The 23,814-nt window shown below is 64.0% G+C and carries 23 protein-coding genes and 2 pseudogenes; 7 read left to right on the forward strand and 18 right to left on the reverse strand.

Annotation, left to right across the window (positions count from 1 at the left end):
- The 6 genes and pseudogenes from CUR85_RS15890 to CUR85_RS15915 all read right to left on the reverse strand — a co-directional run bounded on the left by CUR85_RS15890 (window position 1) and on the right by CUR85_RS15915 (window position 6,562).
- Window positions 1-795: a segregation and condensation protein A gene (locus tag CUR85_RS15890; RefSeq protein WP_067265862.1), complete on the reverse strand. Its 795-nt coding sequence runs from the start codon at window positions 793-795 to the stop codon at window positions 1-3.
- A pseudogene (gene nagZ, locus CUR85_RS15895) lies at window positions 788-1,794 on the reverse strand (beta-N-acetylhexosaminidase). The gene CUR85_RS15890 and the pseudogene nagZ overlap by 8 nt, the downstream one beginning before the upstream one ends.
- On the reverse strand, window positions 1,794-2,852 hold the full coding sequence (locus tag CUR85_RS15900; protein ID WP_082852093.1) for an SPOR domain-containing protein: 1,059 nt from the start codon (window positions 2,850-2,852) through the stop codon (window positions 1,794-1,796). The pseudogene nagZ and the gene CUR85_RS15900 overlap by 1 nt, the downstream one beginning before the upstream one ends.
- Window positions 2,853-2,883: 31 nt before the next feature.
- On the reverse strand, window positions 2,884-4,629 hold the full coding sequence (argS, locus tag CUR85_RS15905) for an arginine--tRNA ligase (protein ID WP_067265857.1): 1,746 nt from the start codon (window positions 4,627-4,629) through the stop codon (window positions 2,884-2,886).
- Window positions 4,630-4,735: 106 nt separating this feature from the next.
- The gene (locus tag CUR85_RS15910; RefSeq protein WP_067265855.1) at window positions 4,736-5,356 is read right to left on the reverse strand and encodes a hypothetical protein; all 621 of its coding nucleotides are present in this window, start codon (window positions 5,354-5,356) and stop codon (window positions 4,736-4,738) included.
- A 48-nt stretch (window positions 5,357-5,404) separates the two neighbouring features.
- Window positions 5,405-6,562 (reverse strand): deoxyguanosinetriphosphate triphosphohydrolase, encoded by a 1,158-nt coding sequence (locus CUR85_RS15915; protein WP_067265853.1) that lies wholly within the window; start codon window positions 6,560-6,562, stop codon window positions 5,405-5,407.
- Window positions 6,563-6,708: 146 nt separating this feature from the next.
- On the opposite strand from CUR85_RS15915, the gene CUR85_RS15920 reads away from it, so the two are divergent.
- Window positions 6,709-6,981 carry a HesB/IscA family protein gene (locus CUR85_RS15920; protein WP_280322892.1) on the forward strand — a complete coding sequence of 91 codons (273 nt, stop codon included), beginning with the start codon at window positions 6,709-6,711 and terminating at the stop codon, window positions 6,979-6,981.
- A 15-nt stretch (window positions 6,982-6,996) separates the two neighbouring features.
- Here CUR85_RS15920 and CUR85_RS15925 read toward each other — a convergent pair whose 3' ends face one another.
- Both CUR85_RS15925 and CUR85_RS15930 read right to left on the reverse strand, forming a co-directional pair.
- Window positions 6,997-8,055, reverse strand: coding sequence for a DUF6902 family protein (locus CUR85_RS15925; RefSeq protein ID WP_067265851.1), 1,059 nt, complete (start codon window positions 8,053-8,055; stop codon window positions 6,997-6,999).
- A 57-nt stretch (window positions 8,056-8,112) separates the two neighbouring features.
- Window positions 8,113-8,244, reverse strand: a complete 132-nt coding sequence (locus CUR85_RS15930) for a hypothetical protein (RefSeq protein ID WP_280322824.1) — start codon at window positions 8,242-8,244, stop codon at window positions 8,113-8,115.
- Window positions 8,245-8,713: 469 nt separating this feature from the next.
- On the opposite strand from CUR85_RS15930, the gene xth reads away from it, so the two are divergent.
- Window positions 8,714-9,496 carry an exodeoxyribonuclease III gene (gene xth / locus CUR85_RS15935; protein WP_067265846.1) on the forward strand — a complete coding sequence of 261 codons (783 nt, stop codon included), beginning with the start codon at window positions 8,714-8,716 and terminating at the stop codon, window positions 9,494-9,496.
- Between the two features lie 2 nt (window positions 9,497-9,498).
- Here the strand turns inward: xth and CUR85_RS15940 are convergent, their stop codons facing one another.
- Complete coding sequence (locus CUR85_RS15940) at window positions 9,499-10,083, reverse strand: HNH endonuclease (protein ID WP_067265843.1); 585 nt, start codon at window positions 10,081-10,083, stop codon at window positions 9,499-9,501.
- A gap of 145 nt (window positions 10,084-10,228) precedes the next feature.
- Here CUR85_RS15940 and CUR85_RS15945 point away from each other — a divergent pair, with 145 nt between their 5' ends.
- On the forward strand, window positions 10,229-10,672 hold the full coding sequence (locus CUR85_RS15945) for a VOC family protein (protein ID WP_136720126.1): 444 nt from the start codon (window positions 10,229-10,231) through the stop codon (window positions 10,670-10,672).
- Here the strand turns inward: CUR85_RS15945 and CUR85_RS15950 are convergent.
- The 3 genes from CUR85_RS15950 to CUR85_RS15960 are packed head-to-tail and all read right to left on the reverse strand — an operon-like array spanning window position 10,669 to window position 12,706.
- Window positions 10,669-11,334, reverse strand: coding sequence for an alpha/beta hydrolase (locus CUR85_RS15950; RefSeq protein ID WP_067267442.1), 666 nt, complete (start codon window positions 11,332-11,334; stop codon window positions 10,669-10,671). The genes CUR85_RS15945 and CUR85_RS15950 overlap by 4 nt on opposite strands.
- The gene (locus CUR85_RS15955; protein WP_067267443.1) at window positions 11,331-11,963 is read right to left on the reverse strand and encodes a DNA-3-methyladenine glycosylase family protein; all 633 of its coding nucleotides are present in this window, start codon (window positions 11,961-11,963) and stop codon (window positions 11,331-11,333) included. Before CUR85_RS15955 ends, CUR85_RS15950 begins: the two co-directional genes overlap by 4 nt.
- A complete protein-coding gene (locus CUR85_RS15960) occupies window positions 11,960-12,706 on the reverse strand; it encodes a precorrin-6A/cobalt-precorrin-6A reductase (RefSeq protein WP_067267455.1) in 747 nt (248 codons plus the stop codon). The genes CUR85_RS15955 and CUR85_RS15960 overlap by 4 nt, the downstream gene beginning before the upstream one ends.
- Window positions 12,707-12,829: 123 nt before the next feature.
- Between CUR85_RS15960 and CUR85_RS15965 the strand changes: the two genes are divergently transcribed.
- Window positions 12,830-14,041 carry an MFS transporter gene (locus tag CUR85_RS15965; protein ID WP_067267445.1) on the forward strand — a complete coding sequence of 404 codons (1,212 nt, stop codon included), beginning with the start codon at window positions 12,830-12,832 and terminating at the stop codon, window positions 14,039-14,041.
- 4 nt (window positions 14,042-14,045) lie between these two features.
- Here CUR85_RS15965 and CUR85_RS15970 read toward each other — a convergent pair whose 3' ends face one another.
- The 4 genes and pseudogenes from CUR85_RS15970 to cysS form a co-directional block, all read right to left on the reverse strand.
- Window positions 14,046-14,810 carry a squalene/phytoene synthase family protein gene (locus CUR85_RS15970; protein ID WP_067267447.1) on the reverse strand — a complete coding sequence of 255 codons (765 nt, stop codon included), beginning with the start codon at window positions 14,808-14,810 and terminating at the stop codon, window positions 14,046-14,048.
- A complete protein-coding gene (locus CUR85_RS15975; RefSeq protein ID WP_067267448.1) occupies window positions 14,807-15,526 on the reverse strand; it encodes a class I SAM-dependent methyltransferase in 720 nt (239 codons plus the stop codon). The genes CUR85_RS15970 and CUR85_RS15975 overlap by 4 nt, the downstream gene beginning before the upstream one ends.
- Window positions 15,523-17,138: pseudogene (gene cimA / locus CUR85_RS15980) on the reverse strand (citramalate synthase). The gene CUR85_RS15975 and the pseudogene cimA overlap by 4 nt, the downstream one beginning before the upstream one ends.
- A 195-nt stretch (window positions 17,139-17,333) precedes the next feature.
- Complete coding sequence (gene cysS, locus CUR85_RS15985; RefSeq protein WP_136720128.1) at window positions 17,334-18,704, reverse strand: cysteine--tRNA ligase; 1,371 nt, start codon at window positions 18,702-18,704, stop codon at window positions 17,334-17,336.
- Between the two features lie 272 nt (window positions 18,705-18,976).
- On the opposite strand from cysS, the gene CUR85_RS15990 reads away from it, so the two are divergent.
- Complete coding sequence (locus tag CUR85_RS15990) at window positions 18,977-20,158, forward strand: pyridoxal phosphate-dependent aminotransferase (RefSeq protein WP_067261607.1); 1,182 nt, start codon at window positions 18,977-18,979, stop codon at window positions 20,156-20,158.
- 67 nt (window positions 20,159-20,225) lie between these two features.
- Here CUR85_RS15990 and CUR85_RS15995 read toward each other — a convergent pair whose 3' ends face one another.
- Window positions 20,226-20,825: an outer membrane protein gene (locus CUR85_RS15995; RefSeq protein WP_067261606.1), complete on the reverse strand. Its 600-nt coding sequence runs from the start codon at window positions 20,823-20,825 to the stop codon at window positions 20,226-20,228.
- A gap of 450 nt (window positions 20,826-21,275) precedes the next feature.
- On the opposite strand from CUR85_RS15995, the gene CUR85_RS16000 reads away from it, so the two are divergent.
- Window positions 21,276-22,646, forward strand: coding sequence for a phospholipase D-like domain-containing protein (locus tag CUR85_RS16000; protein WP_067261604.1), 1,371 nt, complete (start codon window positions 21,276-21,278; stop codon window positions 22,644-22,646).
- Complete coding sequence (locus CUR85_RS16005; protein ID WP_067261602.1) at window positions 22,643-23,353, forward strand: endonuclease/exonuclease/phosphatase family protein; 711 nt, start codon at window positions 22,643-22,645, stop codon at window positions 23,351-23,353. Before CUR85_RS16000 ends, CUR85_RS16005 begins: the two co-directional genes overlap by 4 nt.
- A 6-nt stretch (window positions 23,354-23,359) precedes the next feature.
- On the opposite strand, the gene CUR85_RS16010 is transcribed toward CUR85_RS16005, so the two are convergent.
- Complete coding sequence (locus CUR85_RS16010; protein ID WP_067261600.1) at window positions 23,360-23,698, reverse strand: hypothetical protein; 339 nt, start codon at window positions 23,696-23,698, stop codon at window positions 23,360-23,362.
- Between the last annotated feature and the right edge of the window lie 116 nt (window positions 23,699-23,814).

The following is a 23,814-nucleotide window of genomic DNA, read 5'->3' on the forward strand; positions in this document are numbered from 1 at the left end:
TCAATCCTTCTTGCGCAGTTGGATGGGGGCGAAAATCTCTTTTTGGCGGATCTCCATATGCCCCTCTTTGACCAGTTGCAAAGAGGCGGCAAAGGTCGCCGCCGTGGCCGAGCGGCGGCGCTCCGGGTCGCTTTCCCAACCCTCGGGCAGGTAGCTGGTCAAATCGCCCCAATCGCCCGCATAGCCGATCAGCCCGCGCATACGGTCCAGCGCCTCTTCCATGGTAAAGACCTTGTCGCGGTCCATCACGAAGGGGCGGAAATCCTCACGCGTGCGGGTGCGCGCATAGCCCTGCATCAGGTCCAGCAGAGTCGCGGTATAGGTGACCTTTTTAACGCTGGTGATCTCTTGGGTCTGGCCGCGGGCAAAGAAGTCCCGGCCAAGCTGATCCCGCGCCATCAGACGCGCGGCGGCGTCGCGCATGGCTTGCAAACGTTCCAGTTGGAAGGCCAGATGCGCGGCCATTTCCTCGCCCGATGGGCCCTCTTCGGTCGGGTCCGGGGGCAGCAGCAGGCGCGACTTGAGGAAAGCCAACCACGCCGCCATGACGAGGTAATCCGCCGCCAGTTCCAGCCGCAACTCCTTTGCCCGTTCGACAAAGGCCAGATACTGCCGCGCCAGTTGCAGCACCGAGATCTTGCGCAGATCGACCTTTTGCGTGCGGCTCAGCGACAGCAGCAGATCAAGCGGCCCTTCATACCCTTCGACATCGATGATGAAGGCTTCGGCGGCCAGCCGGTCGGCCACGGTGCTGCCCGCCCCGCCCCGGTCTTCCTGAAATGTCGTCTCAGCCATGCAATGTCCCGCCCAGAAGCGTCTCAAGCTGGGCGCTGAGGGCGTCGATGTCAACGTCATCGGGGGTTTGCCGCGCATCCATCGCGCGCAGGGCGCGGGTCTGGGCGGCGGGGGTCATCTCGCCCGCGGCTTCGGCCACGGCGCGGCGGTCTTCGAGCGGGCCATTGCAGAAAAGCGCCACGTCACAGCCCGCCGCGATAGCGGCGCGGGTGCTTTCCGCCGGGGTCATTTGCAGCGCTTTCATCGAAATGTCGTCGGTCATCACGAGGTTGTCGAAGCCGATCTCTTCGCGGATCAGCCGCATCACCTCGGGCGACAGGGTCGCCGGGGCATTGTCCAGCGCGTCATAGACCAGATGCGCGGTCATCCCCATCGGCAGATCGCGCAGGCTGCGGAAGGGGGCGAAATCGACCGCCTCCAGATCGATCCGGCGGGCCGCAACCCGGGGCAGATCGTGGTGGCTGTCAAGCGTCGCGCGGCCATGGCCGGGCATGTGCTTCATCACTGGCAAGACCCCTCCGGCCAGCAGTGCATCCGCCACGGCGCGGCCAATCTCGGCCACCTGCCCCGGCGTTTCGCCGTAACAGCGATTGCGCAGAAAACGGTGGGTGTCCGGCCCGGCCACATCGATCAGTGGCGCGCAATTGCTGTCGACCCCGACGCTGTGCAGCTCATGGGCGATGATCCGGTACATCAGGTAAAAGGCGTGGCGCGCTTGATCGCCGGCGCGGGCGGCGAGGTCCATCGGCGGCAACCAATCGCGCCAGTGGGGGCGCGCATACGCTGCACGCGGCCGCCCTCTTGGTCGATGGTGATGACGGCCTCATGCCCCGCCGCCTCGCGCATCTCTTCGCAGAGCGCGCGGAGTTGGTCGGGGCTGTCGATGTTGCGGGCGAAGAGGATAAAGCCAAAGGGCCGCACGTCCCGAAAGAACGCCTTTTCCTCGACGCTGAGCCGATGGCCCGTCGCGTCGAGGATCGTGGCCCCGAAGGGGCGCATCAGCGCATCACCACCGGGATGCAATCCGCGTTTTCGGCCACGAGGGCCGAGCAGAAGCGGCGTGCGTCGGCGATGTCGTTAAAGCCCATGGCACGCAGGCGGTAGAAGACCCGCCCGCCGCTGGTGGCCTTTTGCACGACGCGGCTCTTGCCTTCGAGATAGGCACCGAAACGGCCCTGCAAACGGTCCCATTGTTCGCGCGCCACCTCGGGGCTGTCAAAGGCGCCAAGCTGGGCCATGCGGGTGCCAGCGGGCAGCGATGCGGGATCGACTTCTTGGGTGGCCGCGGCCACTGGATTAGGTTGCACGGCGGCGGGTGTCACCACGGCACCGCCCGCCGGACGGCGGCGCGGCCGCAGGGAGTTGCGCACGCCGGGCGCGTTCAGCACGGCCTTGACCACCTTGGGCTGCACGGAGGTATCGGCCAGCGCCATCGCCACGGCGGCATCGACAGGATCGCCAGCGGCGGCCTCCTCACCGGTGAGCGGGGCCACGCCATTGGTCAATTGCGCCACGAGGTCTTGGACATTGCCCGAGCGGATCGCTTCGGAGGCGTCGATCAGGTCGCCGTCATCCTCACGCGCCACGGCTGGGGTCGCCGTACCCTGTGTCTTTGAGGCAACCATTGCCACTTTGACGGGCTGGTCTTCGTCTTGCAATTCGATCTGGCGCGGCGCGAGGCGCAGCTCATCTGCCGGGCGCCCGGCGCTGCCTTCGGCGGCGACGACATTGACCGAAAGCCCCTGATGGCGGGCCAATTCGCCACCCGGCTCTTCGGGGCGCACGCGCATCTCGCCTTCGATCGCGCGGACCACCGGGATGCCGGTCACGTCACGCACAAGCAGTTTGTAGCCCCAAACACCGATCCCCGCCACCAGCGCCAAGGACACCACGGCGCCCGCGATATTGGTGAGCGTTGTCAGGGTCTTGGGCGCGCTGCCCACTGCGTAGCTATGCGCGGAATCGGGCGCATAGCCCGCCGTCGTCGGGGAAGACGTGAAATCTGCCATCTCTGCCTCTTTGCCCGGCGTGATACATCGCCACGCGGGTCTGGTCATGGGGTTGCCTGTTTTCGGCGCGCTGGTGCGGTTACCGCATCTCTTGCGCCGGTGTGACCCCGAGAATACCAAGACCCGCCGCAATTACAATCGCAACGGCACGCGACAGCGCGATTTTCGCCTGCGAGGTGGCCGCGTCCCCTTCTTGCAAGGCGCGCAAGCCATCCTCAGACCGGCCCAAGTGGTAGAGGCTGTGGAAATCGGAGGCCAATTCATAGAGGTAGAAGGCCACCCGGTGCGGCTCATTGCTGCGCGCGGCGGTCTCGACCAAACGGGGCCATTCGGCAAGCTTGCGCAGCAGGCCGATCTCGGCCTCATGGTCGAGCTTAGACAAATCCGCGTCCAGCAGCGTGGCATCCGCCACCTCGATCCCCGCCTCTTCGGCTTTGCGCAGGATCGACGCGACCCGGGCATGGGCGTATTGCACGTAAAAGACCGGGTTCTCGCGGCTTTGCTCCAACACCTTGTCGAAATCGAAGTCGAGCATCGCGTCGTTCTTGCGCGTCAACATGACAAAGCGCGTCACGTCCGGGCCGACCTGATCCACCACATCGCGCAGGGTCACGAAAGTCCCTGCCCGTTTGGACATCTTGAACGGCTCGCCGTTTTTGAAAAGCTTCACCAACTGCGTCAGCTTGATATCGAGCGGCACATGCCCGTCGCTCAGCGCCGAAACTGCCGCTTTCATCCGTTTGACGTAGCCGCCATGATCCGCGCCAAAGACGTCGATCAGCATGTCGAAATCACGGCTGACCTTGTCATAGTGATAAGCGATATCGGGGGCAAAATAGGTCCAAGACCCGTCGGATTTCTTGACCGGGCGGTCGACATCGTCGCCATGTTCGGTGGATTTGAACAGGGTCTGTTCGCGCGGTTCCCAATCGTCAGGCTTCTTACCCTTCGGCGGCTCCAACACGCCTTCGTAGATCAACCCTTTGGCTTCGAGCGAGGCGATGGCCGCTTCGATCTGACCCGTGCCATAGAGCGATTTTTCGCTATAGAACACGTCCATTTCAACACCCAGTGCCGCCAGATCGTCGCGAATGAGGTTCATCATCGCATCGGTGGCGAATTCGCGGATATCGTCCAGCCATTCGCTTTCCGGCTGGTCGACCAGCTTGTCGCCGTACATCTTGGCCAGCGCTTCGCCCAGCGGGATCAGATAGTCGCCGGGATAGGTGCCATCGGGGAAGGCCACCTCTTTGCCATTGGCTTCAAGGTAGCGCAGATAGACCGACCGGGCGAGCACATCGACCTGCGCACCGCCGTCGTTAATGTAGTATTCCCGCGTCACGTCATAGCCGGCGAAGTCCAGCAGGCTCGCCAGCGCATCACCAAAGACCGCGCCCCGGGTGTGGCCCACATGCAGCGGCCCCGTCGGGTTGGCCGAGACATATTCAACGTTCACCCGCTGACCGGCGCCAAGGATCGCGCGGCCAAAGTCGGTGCCTTGGCTCAGCACCTGACGGGCGACATTCTGCCAAACCGAAGGCGCAAGGCGCAGGTTGATGAACCCCGGCCCCGCCACTTCGGCAGAGGTGATGCGCGGATCGTTTTGCAATTGCGCGGCCAGTGCTTCGGCAATGTCGCGCGGCTTCATGCCCGCAGGTTTGGCCAGCACCATCGCGGCATTGGTGGCCATGTCGCCATGGGCCGCGTCACGCGGCGGCTCAGCGGTGATCGGGTCAAAGTTCAGGGTCGCAGGCAGGGCTTCCTGCGCGACCATCTGTTCCAGCGTCGCAATGATGAGATGGCGAATTTCGGCAAATAGGTTCATGTCGGGTATCCTTGTTCCCCGCCCGTTTATCATGTGCGGGGGTGCAGTCAATCAAGCGTCGGGCCGTCGCGGCCCAAGTTGGGGAGTGGCGTTTGAAACGGCGTGCTCAGCCGAGGTCCAAACGCCCAGATCGGAGCCGTCGCCCCGCTTCGGAGCCAAGGAACAGCGCGCTTTCCGCTGCAAGCTCTGCCTGCCCCTCTGGCACGGTGATCAGGTGGAAATGCAACCCCCGTGGCCCGAACACCTCGTCGAGCGCGGCATTGGCCGCTTCAAACGCACCGATCATGGCATGCCCGGCCAGCGCCAATGGTTGACTTGGCCGCGGCAGGACGGTCACCACCGCCCCCTGCCCGGCCACCAGACCCCGGCCCAAGGCACGCATCATGGCCGAAAGCCCGCGGATCTGCGCATCCGTGCCTTTGCAGCAATCTTCGGGGTCGAGCGGCATCAGGTTCAGCACCATATGCAGCGGCGTGCCGCCCCAATTGCGGTGCAACGGCTCAAACCGCGCGACCAGATCGCCGGCCAGCGCCAGTGCTTCGACACGTTCTGCCGATTGGCTCATCAACCGCGCCAGCACCGTAGGATCGCGGTCCATCGCCACGACTTCCGCCCCCAGATCCGCCGCGCGTTTGGCCACCGCAGGCCCCGGCGCTTGCCCCGCCGAGAGGATCGCGAATGTCGCGTCACCGGCCAGACTTTCCGGCAGAACGGGGGTTTGTATCATGTCATCTCACCTATGGATCATCAAAAGAAGACTACCATGCCGCGAAGACTAGCGGAAGCTGCGCAGGTCGCTGTCGAAGAGACGCGCGTGTTCTTGTAGGGCGAAACGGTCGGTCATGCCCGCAATATAATCAGACACCATCCGCGCCAACGTGGTTTCATCCTCTGCCGCCTCAATCGCCGCCGCCCAATGGCGCGGCAGGAGGTTGGGCTGTGACAGGAACAGCGGGAACAGGTCCTCGACCACCTTGGTCACCTTCTCGCGATTCTCCATCACCGAGGGGGCGCGATACATGCGGGTGAAGAGAAACTTGCGGATCTCGCGCAGGTCTTGCCAGACGGGGTCTGAGAAACGGATCACTGGGCGGCCCAGATGGCGGATGTCGTCAGGGGATTTCGCCCCCGAGTCCTTCAGCAGTTTGGCCGAGGTTTCAATCACATCGCCGACCATAACCCCAAAGACCCGCCGCAGCGCCTCGTGACGGCGGCGGTAGCTGTCGGTCTCGGGGTAGAGCCGGTCAACCTCAGCATAGGCGGGGCCGACCATGGGCAGTTCGGCAATCTCACTTTCCGTAAACAGCCCTGCGCGCAGACCGTCGTGCAGATCGTGGTTGTTATAGGCGATGTCATCGGAGAGCGCGGCGACCTGCGCCTCGGCGCTGGCATGGGTGTGCAGTTCCAGATCGTGCCGCGCGTTGTAATCGGCCAGCGCATGGGGTACCTCGCCCGTCACCGGCCCGTTGTGTTTCGCGATGCCTTCCAGCGTGTCCCACGTCAGGTTCAGCCCGTCGAATTCGGCATAGTGCCGCTCCAGCGTGGTGACGATCTTGATCGCCTGCGCGTTGTGATCGAAGCCGCCGTAGGGCTCCATCAGCTTGTGCAGCGCATCTTCGCCGGTGTGGCCAAAGGGCGTGTGGCCCAGATCATGGGCCAGTGCCACCGCCTCGGTCAGCTCGCCATTCAGACGCAGCGCGCCTGCGATGGTCCGCGCGACCTGCGCCACTTCGATGGAATGGGTCAAACGGGTGCGGAAATAGTCGCCCTCATGCTCCACAAAGACCTGTGTCTTATGTTTGAGCCGCCGAAAGGCGGAAGCATGAATGATCCGGTCCCGATCCCGCTGATAACAGGAGCGAAAAGTGCTTTCCTCTTCCGGCACCAACCGTCCCTTGGCGGTGTCCGGATCAGAGGCGAATTCTGCGCGCATCGCGGCTGGTCCTCTCTCGCGGTCCTTGTGACCTGTCCTCGTGCTTTCTATATGTTAGAGGAACGCGAAAGAAAACCGATGCATCGGAGCCCGCAGATGAACCTGCCCCCAAAGTCACCCCCCGCGCCTTTGAACGCCTCGCCGAGATCGGGGCCGCAGACGAAGGCAAGGCCCTGCGCATCGCTGTCGAAGGCGGCGGCTGCTCGGGCTTTCAATACGACATCGCGCTGGACGAGCCCGCCGAAGATGACCTCGTGCTCGAAGGCAGTGGTCAGAAGGTGGTGGTCGATAGCGTCTCCCTGCCGTTTCTGGCCGACGCCGTGATCGATTTCACCGAAGAGTTGATCGGCGCGCGTTTCACCATCGAGAACCCCAATGCGACTGCGGCCTGCGGTTGCGGCACGTCCTTTTCGATGTAAGTCTTTCGGGCGCGTTTAACCGCGCGCCCGGGCGAACCCCTCGAAGAATTCGTCGAAATATGGCCCGGCGCGTTCGGCGCGCAGTAGGATCGCGTGGCTTTCCGCGCAAAGATACGACAGCACATGCGGGCGCATCTGCCCCCAGTCAGCCCGGCGCTTTGCGCCCATGTCGTTGAGGCAAGCCGCCAGCGGGCGCAGCGCCCCCTCCCCCTTTCGACCTTTGTGGAAACGCAATGCGCCTTTTGGGATATCGGTAGATCGCATCGGGCGGCCCGCAATCTGCAGGGCCCAGCCGGTGACGAGCCATTCGTGGTAATCGTCCTGCAAAGGCGCGCCTTCATCAGCGTAGACCCGCATGGTACGGTGGCTGGCGGCAATGGTATCCTCCCACAGGGGGCTGGGGCCCTGCCCGGCAAAACGCAGCGCGGCGCAGACCTCGGCCAGCAGGTCCATATCCTGATCGAGAAAAGCCAGCAGCCCCGTGAAATGCAGGCTTTTCAGCGCGGCCTCCGGCAGGACGGGGGGCCGGCGGCCATAGTCCGACAGGTAGAAAACGATATGGGTCAACTCATAGGCCGCCTTCCGATTGGGCATGGCGAAGGTGGCACTGCGGACGATGAAATCGCGCAACCGTTGAGCGAGGGCCCCGTCCTCCACCCGTGGCCCCACACCCCGACGGCGCAGCAGACGGCGTGCCTCGGCCCGTTGTAGATCCGACAGCTCCGCCCCCTCCAGCCCTGCCCGCGCAACCTTGGCGCAAAGGGCCGCGCCGTAGTGCCGAGGCAAACCGAGGTCTTCGAGGTCGAGGCAGATCGACAGGATGAAACGGTAATACTGAGGAAAATCGCGCAGCAGGTCCCGGCAACCCCGATGGAAGGCCGCGAGCGGCTGAAGCGCCGCGGTGTCGAGCGTGGCCCCCGTGCTGGCCAGCGCCCCGAGCAGTTCGGCGTTTTCCTTTAGCCAAAAGACATCCCCCTGCGTGCGACGCCCCTCTGCAAAGGCTCGGATCAGCCGGGCCGTTTGCACGGCCGGGTCTTGGCTTTCGTCAGGTTTGAGCAGAACAACATTGGTCATCACATGGCCTCCGACAGGGGGAACGGCGGGCGACAAAGCCGCCCGCTTGCACAGGCTTCAGCCGCTGAAGGGCAGCCCCTCAGCCGGGGCGAGGCCAGTGGTGAACAGGCCGACCCCGCCGCCTTGCGTGATGCTGCTGTCCTGCTGTAGCCCCGTGGTGAACATCTCGACCCCCTCCCCCAACAACATGTCACCGCCCCACGGTTGAGGCCGGTGGTGAAAAGGCCAACACCGGCGCCAAGCGCCATGGGATTGTCCTCTGTCTGAGGGGCTGTTACGGGGGCGAAGTCGCTTGCAAGAATAGCAGTCATCGTGAGGTCCTTTCAAAGGGATTTGCAATTTAAAGATGTAGTTCTTCGACTGACGCACGTTAAGCGTGTTTATCCAAGCATTTTTCGGCTAACGTATTGTACTGAAAGACTTATCCACATTAAGGTCGCGCCACAGTTTCGCCTCAAACCTCAATTTCTCTTGCGCCCTGTGGAGAAAAAGAAATGCCGCCCACAGGGCAGGATCGAGACAATACGGGCAACCGCCTCGCGGACTTTCTATAATAGCGAGAAATCTGACCCGAGAATCACCTTAAGCGCGCAAGCCTTCCCCTTGCTCCGCGACGCCAATTGCGCGATAGCAGTCGGACGTCGAAAGAGGGCCGGATATGAAAATCGCGAGTTTCAACATCAACGGTATCAAGGCCCGCGCGGCGGCCCTTCCCGAATGGCTTGATGAGGCGCAGCCGGACGTTGTCGTGCTGCAAGAGATCAAGTCAGTGGATGAGGCCTTCCCCCGCGAAATGCTCGAAGAGCGGGGCTATAACGTCGAAACCCACGGGCAGAAATCCTTTAACGGCGTGGCGATCCTGTCGAAACTCCCGCTTGAGGATGTGACCCGCGGCCTGCCGGGCGATGATGCCGATGATCAGGCCCGCTGGATCGAAGCGACGGTTGTGGGCGACGATATGGCGCTGCGGGTTTGCGGGCTCTACCTGCCCAATGGCAACCCGGCGCCGGGGCCGAAATATGACTATAAACTCGCATGGATGGCGCGGCTGCAAGCCCGTGCCGAAGCGCTTCTGGCCGAGGAAACGCCCTTCCTCATGGCGGGGGATTACAACATCATCCCGCAAGCGGAAGACGCGGCCAAACCCGACAGCTGGCGCGAAGATGCCCTCTTCCGCCCCGAGTCCCGCGCCGCGTGGCGGCGGCTGGTGAACCTTGGCCTCACGGACGCCTTCCGGGCGCGCACCCAAGGGCCGGGGCATTACTCATTCTGGGATTATCAGGCGGGTGCGTGGAACCGCAACAACGGCATCCGCATCGACCACTTCCTCCTGTCGCCCACTGTGGCCGACCGGCTGCGCGAGTGCCAGATCGACCGCGACGTGCGCGGGCGCGACAAGCCGTCGGATCACGTGCCCATCTGGGTCGAACTGGATATCTGAGGTCAGGCCTCCAGTTCGGCATCCCAATAGAGGAAATCCATCCAGCTTTCATGCAGATGGCCGGGCGGGAATTTGCGGCCCATGTTGCGCAGCTCTTCGGCGGCGGGTTGCCGCGGCGGTTTGCGCAGGGCAAGCCCCGTGCGGTGCAGGGGCCGCGAGCCTTTGCGCAGGTTGCAAGGGCTACAGGCGGCGACCACGTTTTGCCAACTGGTCACCCCACCGGCGGCACGGGGCACCACATGGTCAAAGGTCAGATCGCCCTTCGCGCCGCAGTATTGGCAGCGGAATTCATCCCTCAGAAATAAATTAAAGCGCGTGAAGGCCACGCGCTTTTGAGGTTTGACATAGTCTTTGAGAACGACAACCGAGGGGATCCTGATCACCGTAGAGGGGCTGCGCACCACCTCGTCATATTCGGCGACGATCTCGACCCGGTCGAGCCATTTGGCCTTTACCGCCTCCTGCCATGGCCAGAGCGACAGCGGGTAATAGGATAAAGGTCGGTAATCCGCGTTGAGCACCAGCGCGGGGTGGTGTTTGAGCGCCGCCGGGTGGCGGGTAAATTCGGTCCTGAAATCGCCGTCCATCTGGTCGCGTCCTCTGCCCGTTTTAGTCACTATATCTCGCGGTTTCTCTCTGGCAAGACAAAGGTGAACCACTAGATGTCGCCGGTTTTGCCCAAAGATTACGACAGAGGCGTGACAGATGGGCAGAGTTTGTTAACGTTGTGGCATGTCGAAAAGCCCCCTCCCCGATGCGCCCGCCCCGCAATCCCTGCTCGAAGCCGCCGTCTATGCCGATGATCTGGACGCGGCGCGGGGGTTTTACCGCGACATTCTGGGGCTGAAACTGTTTCAGGAGGTGCCGGGCCGGCATATGTTCTTTGCGCTTGGGCCTTCGGTCTTGCTGGTCTTCAACTCCACCGCCACGGCGCAGCCGCCCGGCAATCCGAAAATGCCGGTGCCGCCCCATGGGGCGCAGGGCCCGGGGCATGTCTGCTTTGCGATGAAACGCGCTGAGATCGCCACGATGGAGACGCGGCTGCGGGCCGCCGAGGTCGAGATCGACACCAGCTTTGATTGGCCCAACGGGGCGCGCTCGCTCTATGTGCGCGACCCCGCGGGCAATTCGGTCGAGTTCGCCGAACCCTGGCTTTGGGACGAAATGAAGGGTTAAAGCCCCAGTTTGTCACGCATGAAGGCGAGCGCCACGCTCAGCCCATCGGGCGCGATGCCATGGCCAGTGCCCTTCATCACATGGGCGTAAACGTCTTGCCACCCCGCCTCTTGCAGCGCTTCGGCGGCCTGCGGCAAGGATTGCGGCGGCACCACGTCATCGGCATCCCCATGAACCAGCAGCACCGGCGGTTTGACCTGCGCCTCTTCGGCCAGCGCTTCGGGGTTGAGCAGACGGCCCGAGAAGGCCACGATCCCCGCCACCGCATCTTCGCGGCGCGGGGCCACATGCAGCGACATCATCGTGCCTTGGGAAAAGCCGAAGAGCACGACCTGTTCGGGCAGCACGTCTTCGTCGACCATCAGCGCATCGAGGAAGGCGTCGAGGTCTTCGACCGCGCTCATCATGCCGCGCATCGATTCCTCTTCGGATGATCCGTCGATCCACGGGATCGGGAACCACTGATAGCCCATCGGCGCACCGGCGCAGGCCTCGGGCGCGTCGGGGGCGACGAAAAGCGTGTCGGGCAAATGCTCGCTCAGCGGATCGGCAAGGCCCAGCAGATCGGCGCCATTCGCGCCGTAGCCATGCAGGAACACCACCACCGACCGTGTGGTGCCAGAGACCGGCGCGCGGCGCTCGGCGTTCAAAACCCGTGTCATGACAATCCTTCCTTTTGTTTCAACACCCGGTAGTAGGCGAAGAGCAGCCGCGCCGCAACCGACCGCCAAGGTGACCATGCGGCGGCCATGGCGGAGAGGTCTTTCGGCGTTGGCCGGGTGGGAAGATCAAACAGCCCCCGCGCGGCTTCTTGCAACGCCAGATCGCCGCTTGGGAAAACATCGCGCCGACCAAGGCAGAACATCACATAGACCTGCGCGGTCCATGGCCCGATGCCCGGCATGGCGATCAGTGCTGCGATGGCTTCGTCATCGGACAGGCAATGTAGCGCGTCAAAATCGAAATCACGTTCCGCCAAGGCCAACACATAGCGCGCCTTGGGGCGGCTCAGCCCCGCAGTACGCAGGCCCTCGTCTCCGGCGCGCAGGACGTTTTCGGGCCGATCCAACCCCGCCGCGACAAGCCGCGTATAGATCGCCCGCGCCGAGGCCACGCTCACCTGCTGCCCCACAATGATGTCGAGCAGCCCCGCGAAACCGGGCGGGCGGAGGCGCAGGGGCAGCGGGCCGGTCTGGGCCAGCGCCATGGCGAAACGCGGCTCTCGCTCGGCCAGCCATGCCGCGCCCTCGGACACATCGGCGTCGCAGGTGATTGGAGGCGCGAGCCTCACAGCTGTGCCACCCAATCCAGCATCGCGTCGAGATCTGTTAGACAAGGTGCGCCCTTTGGCAGTGGCGGTCTGTCGATCAGGATCACCGGCAGGCCGAGCGACAGGGCGGCATCGACTTTCGGGCGGCTGGCCTGCCCGCCGAGGTTGCGGCAAATCAGCAGGTCGACGCCGAGGTCGCGGAACAATGCCGTTTCACTCTCCACGGTGAATGGCGGATCGCCAAAGATCAGGTCGACAAAGTCAAAGGGCGCGGCGCGGTCATGGCGGCTCGTCTGTCGCAGCATGAGGCGCGCGCCCTTGAACGGTTGGAAGGTTGGCAGGCTGGCCCAACCAGTCGCGGCAAAGACGCGGGCAGCGGGCGGCACGGCGCGGGCGGCGGCCGCGACATCCGGCACCGATTGCAGCAACGGATTGTCCAGCGGCCAAAGGGGCCGCGAAAAGCTGACGAAGGGTTTGCCCAAAGACGTGGCGGCGGCATAGCCTGCGTGGCTCAGCCCCGCATCGAACCCATGGCTGAGATCGAGCACCGCATCAAAGCCCGCCATATCGCGCCGCAGCGCCGCGGCATCCCCGGCATCGCGCATCTCATAGGTTATCGGCATCGGGTTGCTGCCGCGCGGCGGCTCCGTCAGCCAAGCGGTGACCCGGTGCCCGGCCTGCGTCAAGGCACGGGCAAGCTGCCGCGCTTCGGCGGTGCCAGCGAGCAGAAGAAGGGTCAGCGAAGGGCGAACGGCGGCGGTCATCGGCGCGATCATCGGCGAGCTTGCCGCCGGGCGCAAGCGGGATCGGCGGCGCAAAAACCGATGCCGGGCTTGCCCTTACCCAAGGGCAGGGCTACCCCTTGGCGGGAAGTGAGGAATTCAGACATGATCGACGACAGACGCGCGCGGCGCAATGTAGCGGTGCTGGTGGCAGCACAGGCCTTTCTCGGGGCGCAGATGCCGATGATTTTCCTTGTCGGCGGTCTTGCCGGGCAGTCGCTTGCGACGAACGTCTGTCTTGCCACCCTGCCGATCTCGATGATCGTTCTGGGCTCCATGCTTTCGGCCACGCCGGTCTCGGCCATCATGCAGCGCTATGGTCGCCGCGCGGGGTTCTTTCTGGGCGCGGCAGGCGGTGCCTTGGGCGGCGCGGTCGCGGCCTACGGGCTTTATCTGGCGTCCTTTCCGGTTTTCCTGCTGGGGTCGCTTCTGACGGGCATCTATATGTCGGCGCAGGGCTTCTACCGTTTCGCCGCCGCCGATACCGCCTCGGATGATTTCCGGCCCAAGGCGATCTCCTATGTCATGGCGGGCGGTCTTGTCTCGGCCATCATCGGGCCGCAGCTTGCCACGGCCACGTCGATGAGCCTCGTCGTGCCCTTCCTTGGCACCTATATGGCCGTGGTGGCGGTGAACCTCATCGGGGCGCTGCTGTTTCTTTTCATCGACATTCCGAAACCGCCGATCCCGGCCCATGACGCGCCCAAGGGCCGCAGCCGGTGGGAGCTTTTGACCACGCCGCGCATCGCCGTCGCTGTGATCTGCGCCATGGTCTCATACGCATTGATGAACCTCGTGATGACCTCGACCCCGCTGGCCGTCGTCGGCTGCGGTTATAGCCAAGACAGCGCGGGCTATGTGGTCACCGGCCATGTGCTGGCGATGTTCGCGCCGTCCTTCTTCACCGGCCATTTGATCAACCGTTTCGGCGTCGAACGGATCATGGGCCTTGGCATCGCGATCCTTGCCGCCGCCGGGGTGGTGGCGCTTCAGGGGGTGGAACTGGGCAACTTCTTTGTCGCGCTGATCCTGCTTGGACTGGGCTGGAACTTTGGCTTCATCGGGGCCACCACCATGCTCGCGGGCGCGCATGAGCCGCATGAGCGCGGGCGGATGCAGGGCCTGAACGACCTGCTGGTGTTCGGCGGCGTGACCGTGGCCTCGCTGGCCTCGGGCGGGTTGATGAACTGTTCGGGCGGCAGGGCGCAGGAAGGCTGGGCGGCGGTGAACCTTGCCATGGTGCCCTTCTTGGTGCTGGCGGGCGGATCGCTGATCTGGCTGGTGCTGCGTAGCCGCAAGGAGACGCAGCTGAGCTAAGCGCCTACCAGCGCGACGCCATGGCCCGCAGCGCGAAATGGCGGCGCGGGTCAGGCAGCGCGGCTTGCGAGACCTTATCCGGCGCATCCAACGCGGCCCGCAAGACCGGATCCGCATGGGCGGCAGGCAGCAGCGCCGCGCGCGCCGCCTTGGGGATCTTGCCCCGATTGGCCCGCGCCGATTTCAGCCGGTCGAGCGCCCCCTCGGCAAGGGCCGAGACTCCCTCCGCCGTGCCGTCCAGCAGCGGCACGCGGCCCGCCTCTTCCAAATTCGGAATGGCGCAGAGCCATGCGGCGATGCCAGTGGCATAGGCCGCATCCCGCACCACCGCTTCATCCGTCGCCCCAAGGCGGCGGGCGGCGACCCACATCAGATGGCCTGCGGTCTGGTCGATGTAGCGCTCGAAATGCGCGGCATCCTCAAAGGGGTCTTTGTAGATGTCCCACCGCCGCGCGGCGACGAGTTCATCGAGCAGTTCGGCATCCTGTGGCGCAATCGCGCGGGCCAGCGGCGTGGTCACCTCATGCCGCCGAACCGGGCCGCCCTTGGCGATCTCCTCCAGCGCGTCGCGCCACCATTGCAGGCGCATCTCGGCGATCATCGTCTCTTGGGTAACCCATGGGGCGCGGGCAACTTCGACGTTGAAGGCATAGAGCGGGAAGAGCAGCTTGCGCGTCTCGACGGGGGCGGCCATGGCGGCGCGAAAGCGCCAAGGGTCGGCGCGCTCTACCATGGCGGCGCAGGCGTTCAGATCGGCGTCAAAGGTCATGCGGGGCGTGCCACCGTCAGAAGATAGCCGAACTCATCCCGATGGGCGCGCCAACAGGCGATCTCCGCCGCGGCGGCATCGAGCACTTGGGCCAAATCATCATCCGCACCGGGGCGCAGCTTTTCGATCCGCGCCTCCAAGGGGGTGTAGTAATTCTCCCAAGCCTCATCCGACAGGACACGGGTCGCCACGACCTCATAGCCCGCCGCGCGGACCCGCTCGGCAATGCCGTCCGCGTCGCTCATCGCGGGGTAGTCCGCCCATTGCGCGCGGGCCTCTTCCGACGGGCTATCCGTCAGCCAGCAGGGCTCGGAGAAGGCCACCACCCCGCCCGCGCGCAGCGATTTACGCCAGCGGGTCAGCGCCTCGGTCACACCGAGGAAATAGACCGCACCGGCGCACCAAATGAGATCATATTCATTGGCGATGGCGGCCATATCGGCGCGCAGCAGGGTGACATTGCCATCGGCCACGAAACGGCCCCGCGCGGTGTCCACGAAATGTGCAGTTTGATCGAGGGCCGTCACATGGCCCTGCGGGATCGCCGCGCGCAGCGCGCCGATGTCGCTGCCGGGGCCGCAGGCCACATCGGCAATCTCGGCCCGCGCGGGCAGATCGACCTGATCCACGGCCCAGTTCACATCCGAAGGCTCCCCCGGCCCTTCGCGCGGCAGATCCCGGTGGAGGGTGAAAAAGGCGGTCATATCATCTGTCATTGGGCGCGGTCCCGGATCAATTTCCAACGTATCGCATCAAGCAGCGCTTCGAATGAGGCGTCGAGTATGTTGGCGCTGACGCCCACGGTGGACCAGCGCCGCCCCTGCCCGTCTTCGCTGTCGATGATGACGCGGGTGGTGGCTTCGGTGCCGCCTTGGGTGATGCGCACCTTGAAGTCAACCAGACGCATGTCCTCCAGAAGGCTGCTGTATTTGCCCAAGTCCTTGGCCAGCGCCTTGGACAGCGCGTTGACCGGGCCACGGTCCGCGCCGTCCTCGTCCAGCGATTCCGAGACCGAGAGCCGTTTTTCCCCGTCCACATCGATCACCACGACCGCTTCGGAGAGGCTGACCATCCGGCCTTCGGCATTGCGGCGGCGTTCGACGGTGACGCGGTAGCGCTCGACCTCGAACAGATGCGGCAACTGGCCCATCACGTCGCGGGCCAGCAGCTCAAAGCTCGCCTGTGCGGTGTCATAGGCATAGCCCTGCGCCTCGCGGTCCTTGACCACCTCCAAAATCCGGCCAAGCGCAGGGTCGCCCTTGGCGACCGAGAGGCCCGCATCGCTCAGCCGTTTGCGCAGGTTGGATTGCCCGGCTTGGTTCGACATCGGAATGACGCGGGTATTGCCGACCAGCGCGGGGTCGATATGCTCATAGGTGCTGGGGTCTTTGGCGATGGCGCTGGCATGCAGCCCCGCCTTATGCGCAAAGGCCGAAGACCCGACGAAGCCCGCCTGTTTCATCGGCACGCGGTTCAGGATTTCATCCAGCATCCGGCTGGTGCGTGTAAGCCCGCGCAGCGCCTCAGGGCTCACCCCAATCTCATAGCGGCTGGCATAGGGCTCTTTCAGCAGCAGGATCGGGATCAGGCTGGTGAGGTTGGCGTTGCCACAACGCTCACCCAGCCCGTTGAGCGTGCCTTGGATCTGTCGCGCGCCCGCATCAACGGCGGCCAGCGTGCAGGCGACGGCGTTTTCGGTGTCGTCATGGGTGTGAATGCCCAGATGATCCCCGGGATGCCCGCCGCGATCACGGCGCGGGTGATGCGGCCAATCTCATCGGGCAGCGTGCCACCATTGGTGTCGCAAAGCACGATCCAACGCGCGCCCGCGTTATAGGCTGCGCGGATCGCTTCCAGCGCGTAGCCGGGATTTGCCTTGTAGCCGTCAAAAAAATGCTCGGCGTCGAAGAGCGCCTCGCGCCCTTGGGCGACAAGATGGGCGACGGATTTGGCGATGTTGTCGGTGTTCTCGGCCAGCGTGATGCCGAGGGCGGTTTTGACGTGGAAGTCATGGGTCTTGCCGACGATGCAGACGGATTTGGTGCCTGCGTTGAGCACGGCGGCCAGCACGTCGTCATTTTCAGCCGACATGCCCGCGCGTTTGGTCATGCCAAAGGCGGTGAGCCTTGCCCGCGTCGGCGGGGCGGCGTCGAAAAAGGCGCTGTCGGTCGGGTTGGCCCCGGGCCAGCCGCCTTCGATGTAATCCACGCCGAGCGCGTCGAGCGCGCTGGCGATTTGGCGTTTCTCGTCGGTGGAGAACTGCACGCCTTGGGTTTGCTGCCCGTCGCGCAGGGTGGTGTCGTAGAGGGTGAGGCGCGCGCGGGTCATGGGGCATTCCTCCTGCCACGAACCTCAGCAGAGGTGCGCAGGTGCCATGCCCGACCTCGGGAGGGCCGTGCTGAATAGAACAACCGGCGCTTTGACACTCTCTGATCACAGCGCGCGTGGCGGATGTTGTGATATGCCCTCCCGGGGGGAGGTCGGGCATGGCGCATGCGCGCCGGGGGGCGGTTGGGGCTATGGTCACAACAACCCCTCCAACTGGCCCCGGTCAAAGCCCGGCGGCGGCGTCAGCTTCACCCCATCCTTGCTCATCTGCACCTCGATCCCGACCGAGGTCAGCGCTTTCTTGATCCGGTCCACCTCGGCGAAATCCTTGGTCTCCATCGCAGTGGCGCGGGCATCGCTGAGGAAGGCTTCGATATCGGCCAGATCCAGCGCCTGAACCGCGGCCCATTCGGGGATCAGACCGTCCAGCAGCCCCAAAAGCGACAGCGCCCCGCGCAAGCCTGCCGTATCGCCCGCGTTGGACAGCCGGTGGCATTCGGTCAAAGCGCCGTGGGTGTTAAGATCATCGGCCAAAAGCGCGACCAGTTCAGGCCCGGGCGTCGCGGCCTCGGCCTCCGCCGCCTGAAGGTACCATTTGCGCAGGGTCTTCTCGGCCTCCTCGCGCTTCTTCTCGGTCCAGTCCATCGGCTTGCGGTAATGGGTCGAGAGCATCACGAAGCGGATGACCTCCCCCGGCACGCCTTGGTCCAGCAGATCGCGGACGGTAAAGAAGTTGCCCAAGGACTTGGACATCTTCTTGCCCTCGACCTGCAACATCTCATTGTGCAGCCAGTAGTTGGCGAACCCGTGGCCCGCGCATTTCGACTGGGCGATCTCATTCTCATGATGCGGGAATTGCAGGTCTATGCCGCCGCCGTGGATGTCGAACCGCTCCCCCAACAGGTCATGCGCCATGGCGGAGCATTCGATATGCCAGCCCGGGCGCCCCTCACCCCATGGGGAATCCCAGCCGGGGGTGTCTTCGTCCGAAGGCTTCCACAGCACGAAATCCATCGGGTCTTCTTTGTACGGTGCCACCTCGACCCGTGCACCTGCGATCATATCATCGACCGACCGGCCCGAAAGCGCGCCATATTCGGAATATTTGCGCACCCGGAACAGCACATGGCCCTCGGCCTCATAGGCGTAACCCTCATCCATCAGCCCGCGGATCATCGCGACCATCTGGGGGATATACTGCGTGGCACGCGGCATGTGATCGGGCTCCAAGGCGCCCACGGCGGCCATGTCATCCAGATACCACTGCGTCGTTTCGGCGGTGATCTGTCCAATGCTGCGCCCGCTTGTCGCGGCGCGGGCGTTGATCTTGTCGTCCACATCGGTGAAATTGCGCACGTAAGTCACATGCTGCGGCCCATAGACATGGCGCAGCAAGCGGTAGAGCACATCGAAAACGATCACGGGCCGTGCGTTGCCCAGATGCGCCCGGTCATAGACGGTGGGGCCGCAGACATACATCCGCACATTCTGCGCATCGATCGGGGTGAAATCCTCTTTCTTCCGGGTGGCGGTATTGTGCAGCTTGATCGTCAGGTCACGGGTCATGGGCAGGCGTCCTTGCGCGGGTGTGACGCGGGCTTGGCATAGTTTTGTCAGAATGGGAATGACGTGAACAGCGGCCCGCGAGGATGTCTCAGCGGGTAATGCAGCAAATAATGAGCGTTGCGGTGTTCATGACCGGGTTGTAGCAAGCGCGCCGCCCTGCGCCAAGCCCCTTGTCCGGTTAAGTTTTATGCAACCCTGCCCTCCGCCTTCCCCGCGCGGATTGACAAAGCCCCGAGGCTCTGCCCCCTTGTGCGGAAAATTTCGGAGGCATCATGGATAGATCATCGCGCATCAAAGGGGTTCTGGCCGGAGGGTCCGACGGCTGGGAAGTGTTTCACAAATCGCGTGCGATGATCGCGGCGGGGGTGCCGGTGACCGAGCTGACCATCGGCGAGCATGACATCCGCACCGCCGCCCCGATCCTGCAAGAGATGCACCGCAGCGCGCTCGGCGGCCATACCGGCTATGCCGCCGTGCCGGGCACCGATGCCCTGCGCGACCGGATTGCAAAACGCGCCGAAGAGCGGACTGGCGTGCCGACGACCCGCGACAATGTGGTGGTCACCCCGGGCGGGCAAGCGGGGCTATTCGCGGCGTTCATGGCGGTCTGCGACCCCGGTGATGCGGCGCTTTACATCGACCCTTATTATGCCACCTACCCCGGCACCCTGCGTGCTGCCGGGGCACGGGCCGTGGCGGTCGAAGCGCGGGCCGATCACGGGTTTCTGCCCCGCAGGGCGGATCTGGCGGCAGCCGCCGAGGCCGCGAAGGCGCTGTTGATCAACACGCCCAACAACCCGACCGGCGTGATCTACGGCCGCGAAACCTTGGAAGAGATCGCGCAGGTCTGCCAAGATCACGACCTTTGGCTCGTCTCGGATGAGGTCTATGACACGCAGATTTGGGAGGGTGCACATCTCAGCCCCCGCGCCCTGCCCGGCATGGAGGAGCGGACGCTGGTCATCGGCTCCATGTCGAAATCCCACGCGATGACCGGCAGCCGCTGTGGCTGGATCATCGGGCCCGAAGACATCATCGCCGACCTGATCGACCTTGCCACCCATACCAACTACGGCGTGCCGGGATTCATTCAAGACGCGAGCGACTATGCCCTCGACCAGGGCGCCGCTTTCGAAGAGGAAATTAGCGCCCCCTTCGCCCGCCGCCGCGCGCTGGCGCAGCGGGTTTTGAGCACTCAGAACGTGGTGCGTTCGGTGCCCTCGCAAGGCGCGATGTATCTGATGCTGGATATCCGCGCCACGGGCCTCAGCGGCAGCGAATTTGCCGATGCCCTGCTTGAAGACCAGCAGATCGCGGTGATGCCGGGCGAAAGTTTCGGCGCGGCGGCGGCGGGCCATGTCCGCGTGGCCATGACGATCGAAGACAGCGCGTTTGAGGCGGCCCTGCGCGACCTCTGCCGCTTTGCCGAAGGGCGCGCCAGCCGCGCCGCGTAAACAAAAATGACCGGCCTCCTTTCGGAAGCCGGCCCTTCATCAAAGCGGGTCATCCCGCCAAGACAGATTAGAAGCGCATGGAACCGCGCAGGGAGATCGTGGTCGCATCCAGATCGTCGCCTGTGCCGCCTACGTCATCAAATTTGTGCTGCAGCACTTCGCCACCAACGGTGTAGCGGTCGGTCACTTTGTAGGTAACGCCCAGACCGGCGAAGGGGCCGGTTTCATCGCCAACGCTTGTGTCGGCACGGGCCGCACCTGCTGTTGCGTAAACCAGTGTCTTGCCGAAGTCGTAGCCAGCTTTGACCTTGGCGCGTGCCACGGAGTCCACATCGCCGGCGCCGTTGCCCAGATCGATGTCGGTCTTGTCGTAGTCGAGTTCGCCACCCAGAACGAATTTGCCGAAGTCATAGTCGTAACCGGCGTGGAAACCGTAGGACGTGTCGTCGCCGTCAAGGTTGCCGCTGTCGCTGTCGACGTCGGTCTGGCCGACCTGAAGACCGGTGTAGAAGCCTGTCCAGTCGCCATCAACGGCCACGGGTGTCGGCGCCGGTGTGAAAACCGGTGCTTCAACGGTGGTGTCTTCCAGCGAACCGGCTGCTGCTGCACCCGCGAAGGCGCTGGATGCGATCAGGGCGATGCTGGCGATGGTTGTCGTGCGTTTCATGTTCTGCTCCTTAAATACAGGTGACCCCGCGATCCTCGCCGCAGGGTCACTCACGCAACGCCCCATTTAGGGTTGGGTTTCAGGTTTTTCACATCACAGAATTGCGATGCGCTGATTGTCGCACATTTGCAACAAATCCTCGGCTAGGGGCCGCTTAAGTTATGTATCATGTGGTGAATTAGACGGTGCGCAGATGCATTTTGCCACTTTAAATCAGAGGGTTGATCCCGCAACGCGAATTCGCAGCCTTGTTTGCCCTCACCGCAGCGAAAGTTCCGGCAGAGAAACGGCCCAGAGACAACTGCGCAAAAGAGGCTCCCCGATCGACAAGCACTAAAACGCCCCCGGCCCCGCGCCATTCCTGCGCGCCAGACCCCGTCCGAGGCTTGCTGTCACCACCGAACGCGTTATCTGCTTGTATTGTCAGCAAGAAGGAGCAGGCCCCACCCCATGTCTTGGATCACCACCCATCTGGAAGTCGTCATTATCGTGATCCTGACGCTGCTGGCGGCGATCGTGATCTTGCAACAACGCCGCACGCCGCAATCCACTGCCGCTTGGCTGTTGTTCATCATCGTGCTGCCTTGGGTTGCGGTGCCGCTGTTTCTGGCGCTCGGCTTTCGCAAACAATCCTCGCGCTACACGCCGGTGCATTTTTTGAAAGGTGATACCGGCGGCCCGCCGCCCCGCCCTGTGCATACGCTTGACGCGACGATGCAGTATTTCGGCCTGCCCGCCGCCGTCCATGGCCAAGACCTGCGGCTCTTGGGCGACCCCACGGCGGCCCATGAAGCGGTGATGGCGCTAATCCAAGGGGCCGAGAAACGGCTCGACGTGCTTTTTTACATCGTGGCAAATGACGACACCGGGCGCATTTTCGTCGACGCGCTAACCGAACGGGCCAAGGCGGGCGTGAAGGTTCGGCTGCTGATGGACCGTTTGGGCACCCTGCGTGGCCCGACAGCCGCCCTGCGCCGCCTGCGTGAGGCGGGCGGCGATGTGCGCTTCTACTCTCCGCTGTTGCAACTCCCGGGCTCGGGCCATTTGAACCTGCGCAACCATCGCAAAATGATCATCGCCGATGATGCGCGGGTCTTTTCCGGGGGCATGAACATTGGCGCGCATTACCTCGGGCCTGCGGCCTTGGAGGATGGCTGGACCGATCTGGCCTTTCTGCTTGAGGGGCGCGCGGTGCAGAGTTTCGGCGATGTGTTCCGCTCAGACTGGGGCGTCGCCAGCGGGGAGGCTTTGGACCCAGCCCCCTCGGTCGCGGCCCATACGGGCGGGACGGCAACGGTGCAGCTCGTGCCCTCCGGCCCTGATATCGCCGAAGACCCGCTGCATGATGGTCTGATCCGCGCGATTCATCTGGCCGAGGCACGGATTTGGCTGGTGACCCCCTATTTCGTCCCGACCGAGGCGCTCGGTTCGGCTCTGACCACTGCGGCCCGGCGGGGTGTGGATGTGCGGGTTCTGGTCCCCGAACGCTCGAACCAACGGATGGCGGATTTCGCGCGGGGCGCCTATCTGCGCGATCTGCATGAGGCGGGCGGCCATGTGCTCTATTACCAGCCCGGAATGATCCACGCCAAAGCCGGGATCATCGACGATATGGGGCTGGTGGGCACGGCCAATTTCGACGTGCGCAGCATGTTGCTGAATTTCGAGGTCACGCTTTTCGTCTATGACGCGGCCTCTGTCGCAAAACTGCATGACTGGTTCGAACATCTCTCGGAGCATTGCGCCATGGAAAGACCGCCTAGCGGGATGTTCCGCAAGGTGGCCGAAGGGCTGTTTCGTTTGGGAGCGCCCATCCTATGATCCCCGCCGTCGCCCCGCAATCGCTGCGCATCGTCAGCTATAACATCCGCAAGGCCATGGGCACCGACCGGCGCCGGGACCCTGAGCGGATCATGCGGATCATCCGCAGCCTGCACGCCGATGTGGTGGTGCTGCAAGAGGCCGACCGCCGCCGCGCGCCGCGCCCCTCGGCCCTTCCACTCGACCGGGTTGAAGCGGTGACGGGCCTGCGCCCTGTGCCCACGCCGAGCGACGTCAGCATCGGCTGGCACGGCAATGCCGTTCTGGTCCGCCCCTCGGCCAAGATCGACCGGGTGGCGCATCTGACCCTGCCGGGGGTGGAGCCGCGCGGCGCCATGGTGGCCGACCTGCATATCGGCGCGCGTCAATTGCGAGTGATCGCCTCGCATCTCGGTCTGCTGCGTCCGTCGCGCAAGGAACAACTGAGCGCGATGATCGCCCATCTCGATGCCTGTGCCGCCTGCCCGACGTTGATCGCGGGCGATCTGAACGAATGGTCGCAAAAGGTGGGGCTCGGGCGTCTGGCGAAACGGTTCACCATCCATGCGCCGGGCAAGAGCTATCACGCGCGGATGCCCGTGGCCTTTCTAGATCGCATCGCCTTGGACCAGCATCTTACCGTGCGCCAAGGCGGCGTGATCGAGACAGCCCAGACCCGCCGGGCCTCGGACCATCTGCCGATCTGGCTCGACGTGGCGCATCGCTAGACGCCCTCACCCCGTGGCCCAAGCCAATTCGCCCACCATCATGTTGCAGGCCTGTTGCGGGGTCGAGAAGGCGACCTGCATATCAAAGGCCATGCGCACATCCGCCCGCGCCTTTGCAATCGTGGCATCCGTCGCCCCAAGCCGCCGCGCGGTCGCAATGTTCTGGTTCGCGTCATGCCGCAGCTTGCGCACGCTTTCATAGCCGCCCGCAAAACCCGCACATTGTTTCGCCGTCAACTCCGCCGCCGCCGCTTTGCGCGCCGCGGCCTCCATCGGTGAGGCCGGAGGTTCCACACAGCCCGCCAGCGATCCGGCGAGAAATCCCGATATAATAAGACGTTTCATCAAATTCTCCCTTTCACGACCTTGATAGGGAGAGACTGGTTTAATTTTGGTTAACGCAATCTGGATGGCAGCGCGGATATTAACCCTTTCGCGCAACTACGCGAGAGGCGCCCCGG

This window comes from Sulfitobacter faviae (assembly GCF_029870955.1).
GTDB lineage: Bacteria > Pseudomonadota > Alphaproteobacteria > Rhodobacterales > Rhodobacteraceae > Sulfitobacter > Sulfitobacter faviae.

What these genes read in the sequence shown, in the direction of transcription:
- CUR85_RS15890 (WP_067265862.1), bottom strand. Translation starts at nt 795, where the DNA reads ATGGCTGAGACGACATTTCAGGAAGACCGGGGCGGGGCGGGCAGCACC.
- CUR85_RS15900 (WP_082852093.1), bottom strand. Translation starts at nt 2,852, where the DNA reads ATGACCAGACCCGCGTGGCGATGTATCACGCCGGGCAAAGAGGCAGAG.
- argS (WP_067265857.1), bottom strand. Translation starts at nt 4,629, where the DNA reads ATGAACCTATTTGCCGAAATTCGCCATCTCATCATTGCGACGCTGGAA.
- CUR85_RS15910 (WP_067265855.1), bottom strand. Translation starts at nt 5,356, where the DNA reads ATGATACAAACCCCCGTTCTGCCGGAAAGTCTGGCCGGTGACGCGACA.
- CUR85_RS15915 (WP_067265853.1), bottom strand. Translation starts at nt 6,562, where the DNA reads ATGCGCGCAGAATTCGCCTCTGATCCGGACACCGCCAAGGGACGGTTG.
- CUR85_RS15925 (WP_067265851.1), bottom strand. Translation starts at nt 8,055, where the DNA reads ATGACCAATGTTGTTCTGCTCAAACCTGACGAAAGCCAAGACCCGGCC.
- CUR85_RS15930 (WP_280322824.1), bottom strand. Translation starts at nt 8,244, where the DNA reads ATGTTGTTGGGGGAGGGGGTCGAGATGTTCACCACGGGGCTACAGCAG.
- xth (WP_067265846.1), top strand. Translation starts at nt 8,714, where the DNA reads ATGAAAATCGCGAGTTTCAACATCAACGGTATCAAGGCCCGCGCGGCG.
- CUR85_RS15940 (WP_067265843.1), bottom strand. Translation starts at nt 10,083, where the DNA reads ATGGACGGCGATTTCAGGACCGAATTTACCCGCCACCCGGCGGCGCTC.
- CUR85_RS15945 (WP_136720126.1), top strand. Translation starts at nt 10,229, where the DNA reads ATGTCGAAAAGCCCCCTCCCCGATGCGCCCGCCCCGCAATCCCTGCTC.
- CUR85_RS15950 (WP_067267442.1), bottom strand. Translation starts at nt 11,334, where the DNA reads ATGACACGGGTTTTGAACGCCGAGCGCCGCGCGCCGGTCTCTGGCACC.
- CUR85_RS15960 (WP_067267455.1), bottom strand. Translation starts at nt 12,706, where the DNA reads ATGACCGCCGCCGTTCGCCCTTCGCTGACCCTTCTTCTGCTCGCTGGC.
- CUR85_RS15965 (WP_067267445.1), top strand. Translation starts at nt 12,830, where the DNA reads ATGATCGACGACAGACGCGCGCGGCGCAATGTAGCGGTGCTGGTGGCA.
- CUR85_RS15970 (WP_067267447.1), bottom strand. Translation starts at nt 14,810, where the DNA reads ATGACCTTTGACGCCGATCTGAACGCCTGCGCCGCCATGGTAGAGCGC.
- CUR85_RS15975 (WP_067267448.1), bottom strand. Translation starts at nt 15,526, where the DNA reads ATGACAGATGATATGACCGCCTTTTTCACCCTCCACCGGGATCTGCCG.
- cysS (WP_136720128.1), bottom strand. Translation starts at nt 18,704, where the DNA reads ATGACCCGTGACCTGACGATCAAGCTGCACAATACCGCCACCCGGAAG.
- CUR85_RS15990 (WP_067261607.1), top strand. Translation starts at nt 18,977, where the DNA reads ATGGATAGATCATCGCGCATCAAAGGGGTTCTGGCCGGAGGGTCCGAC.
- CUR85_RS15995 (WP_067261606.1), bottom strand. Translation starts at nt 20,825, where the DNA reads ATGAAACGCACGACAACCATCGCCAGCATCGCCCTGATCGCATCCAGC.
- CUR85_RS16000 (WP_067261604.1), top strand. Translation starts at nt 21,276, where the DNA reads ATGTCTTGGATCACCACCCATCTGGAAGTCGTCATTATCGTGATCCTG.
- CUR85_RS16005 (WP_067261602.1), top strand. Translation starts at nt 22,643, where the DNA reads ATGATCCCCGCCGTCGCCCCGCAATCGCTGCGCATCGTCAGCTATAAC.
- CUR85_RS16010 (WP_067261600.1), bottom strand. Translation starts at nt 23,698, where the DNA reads ATGAAACGTCTTATTATATCGGGATTTCTCGCCGGATCGCTGGCGGGC.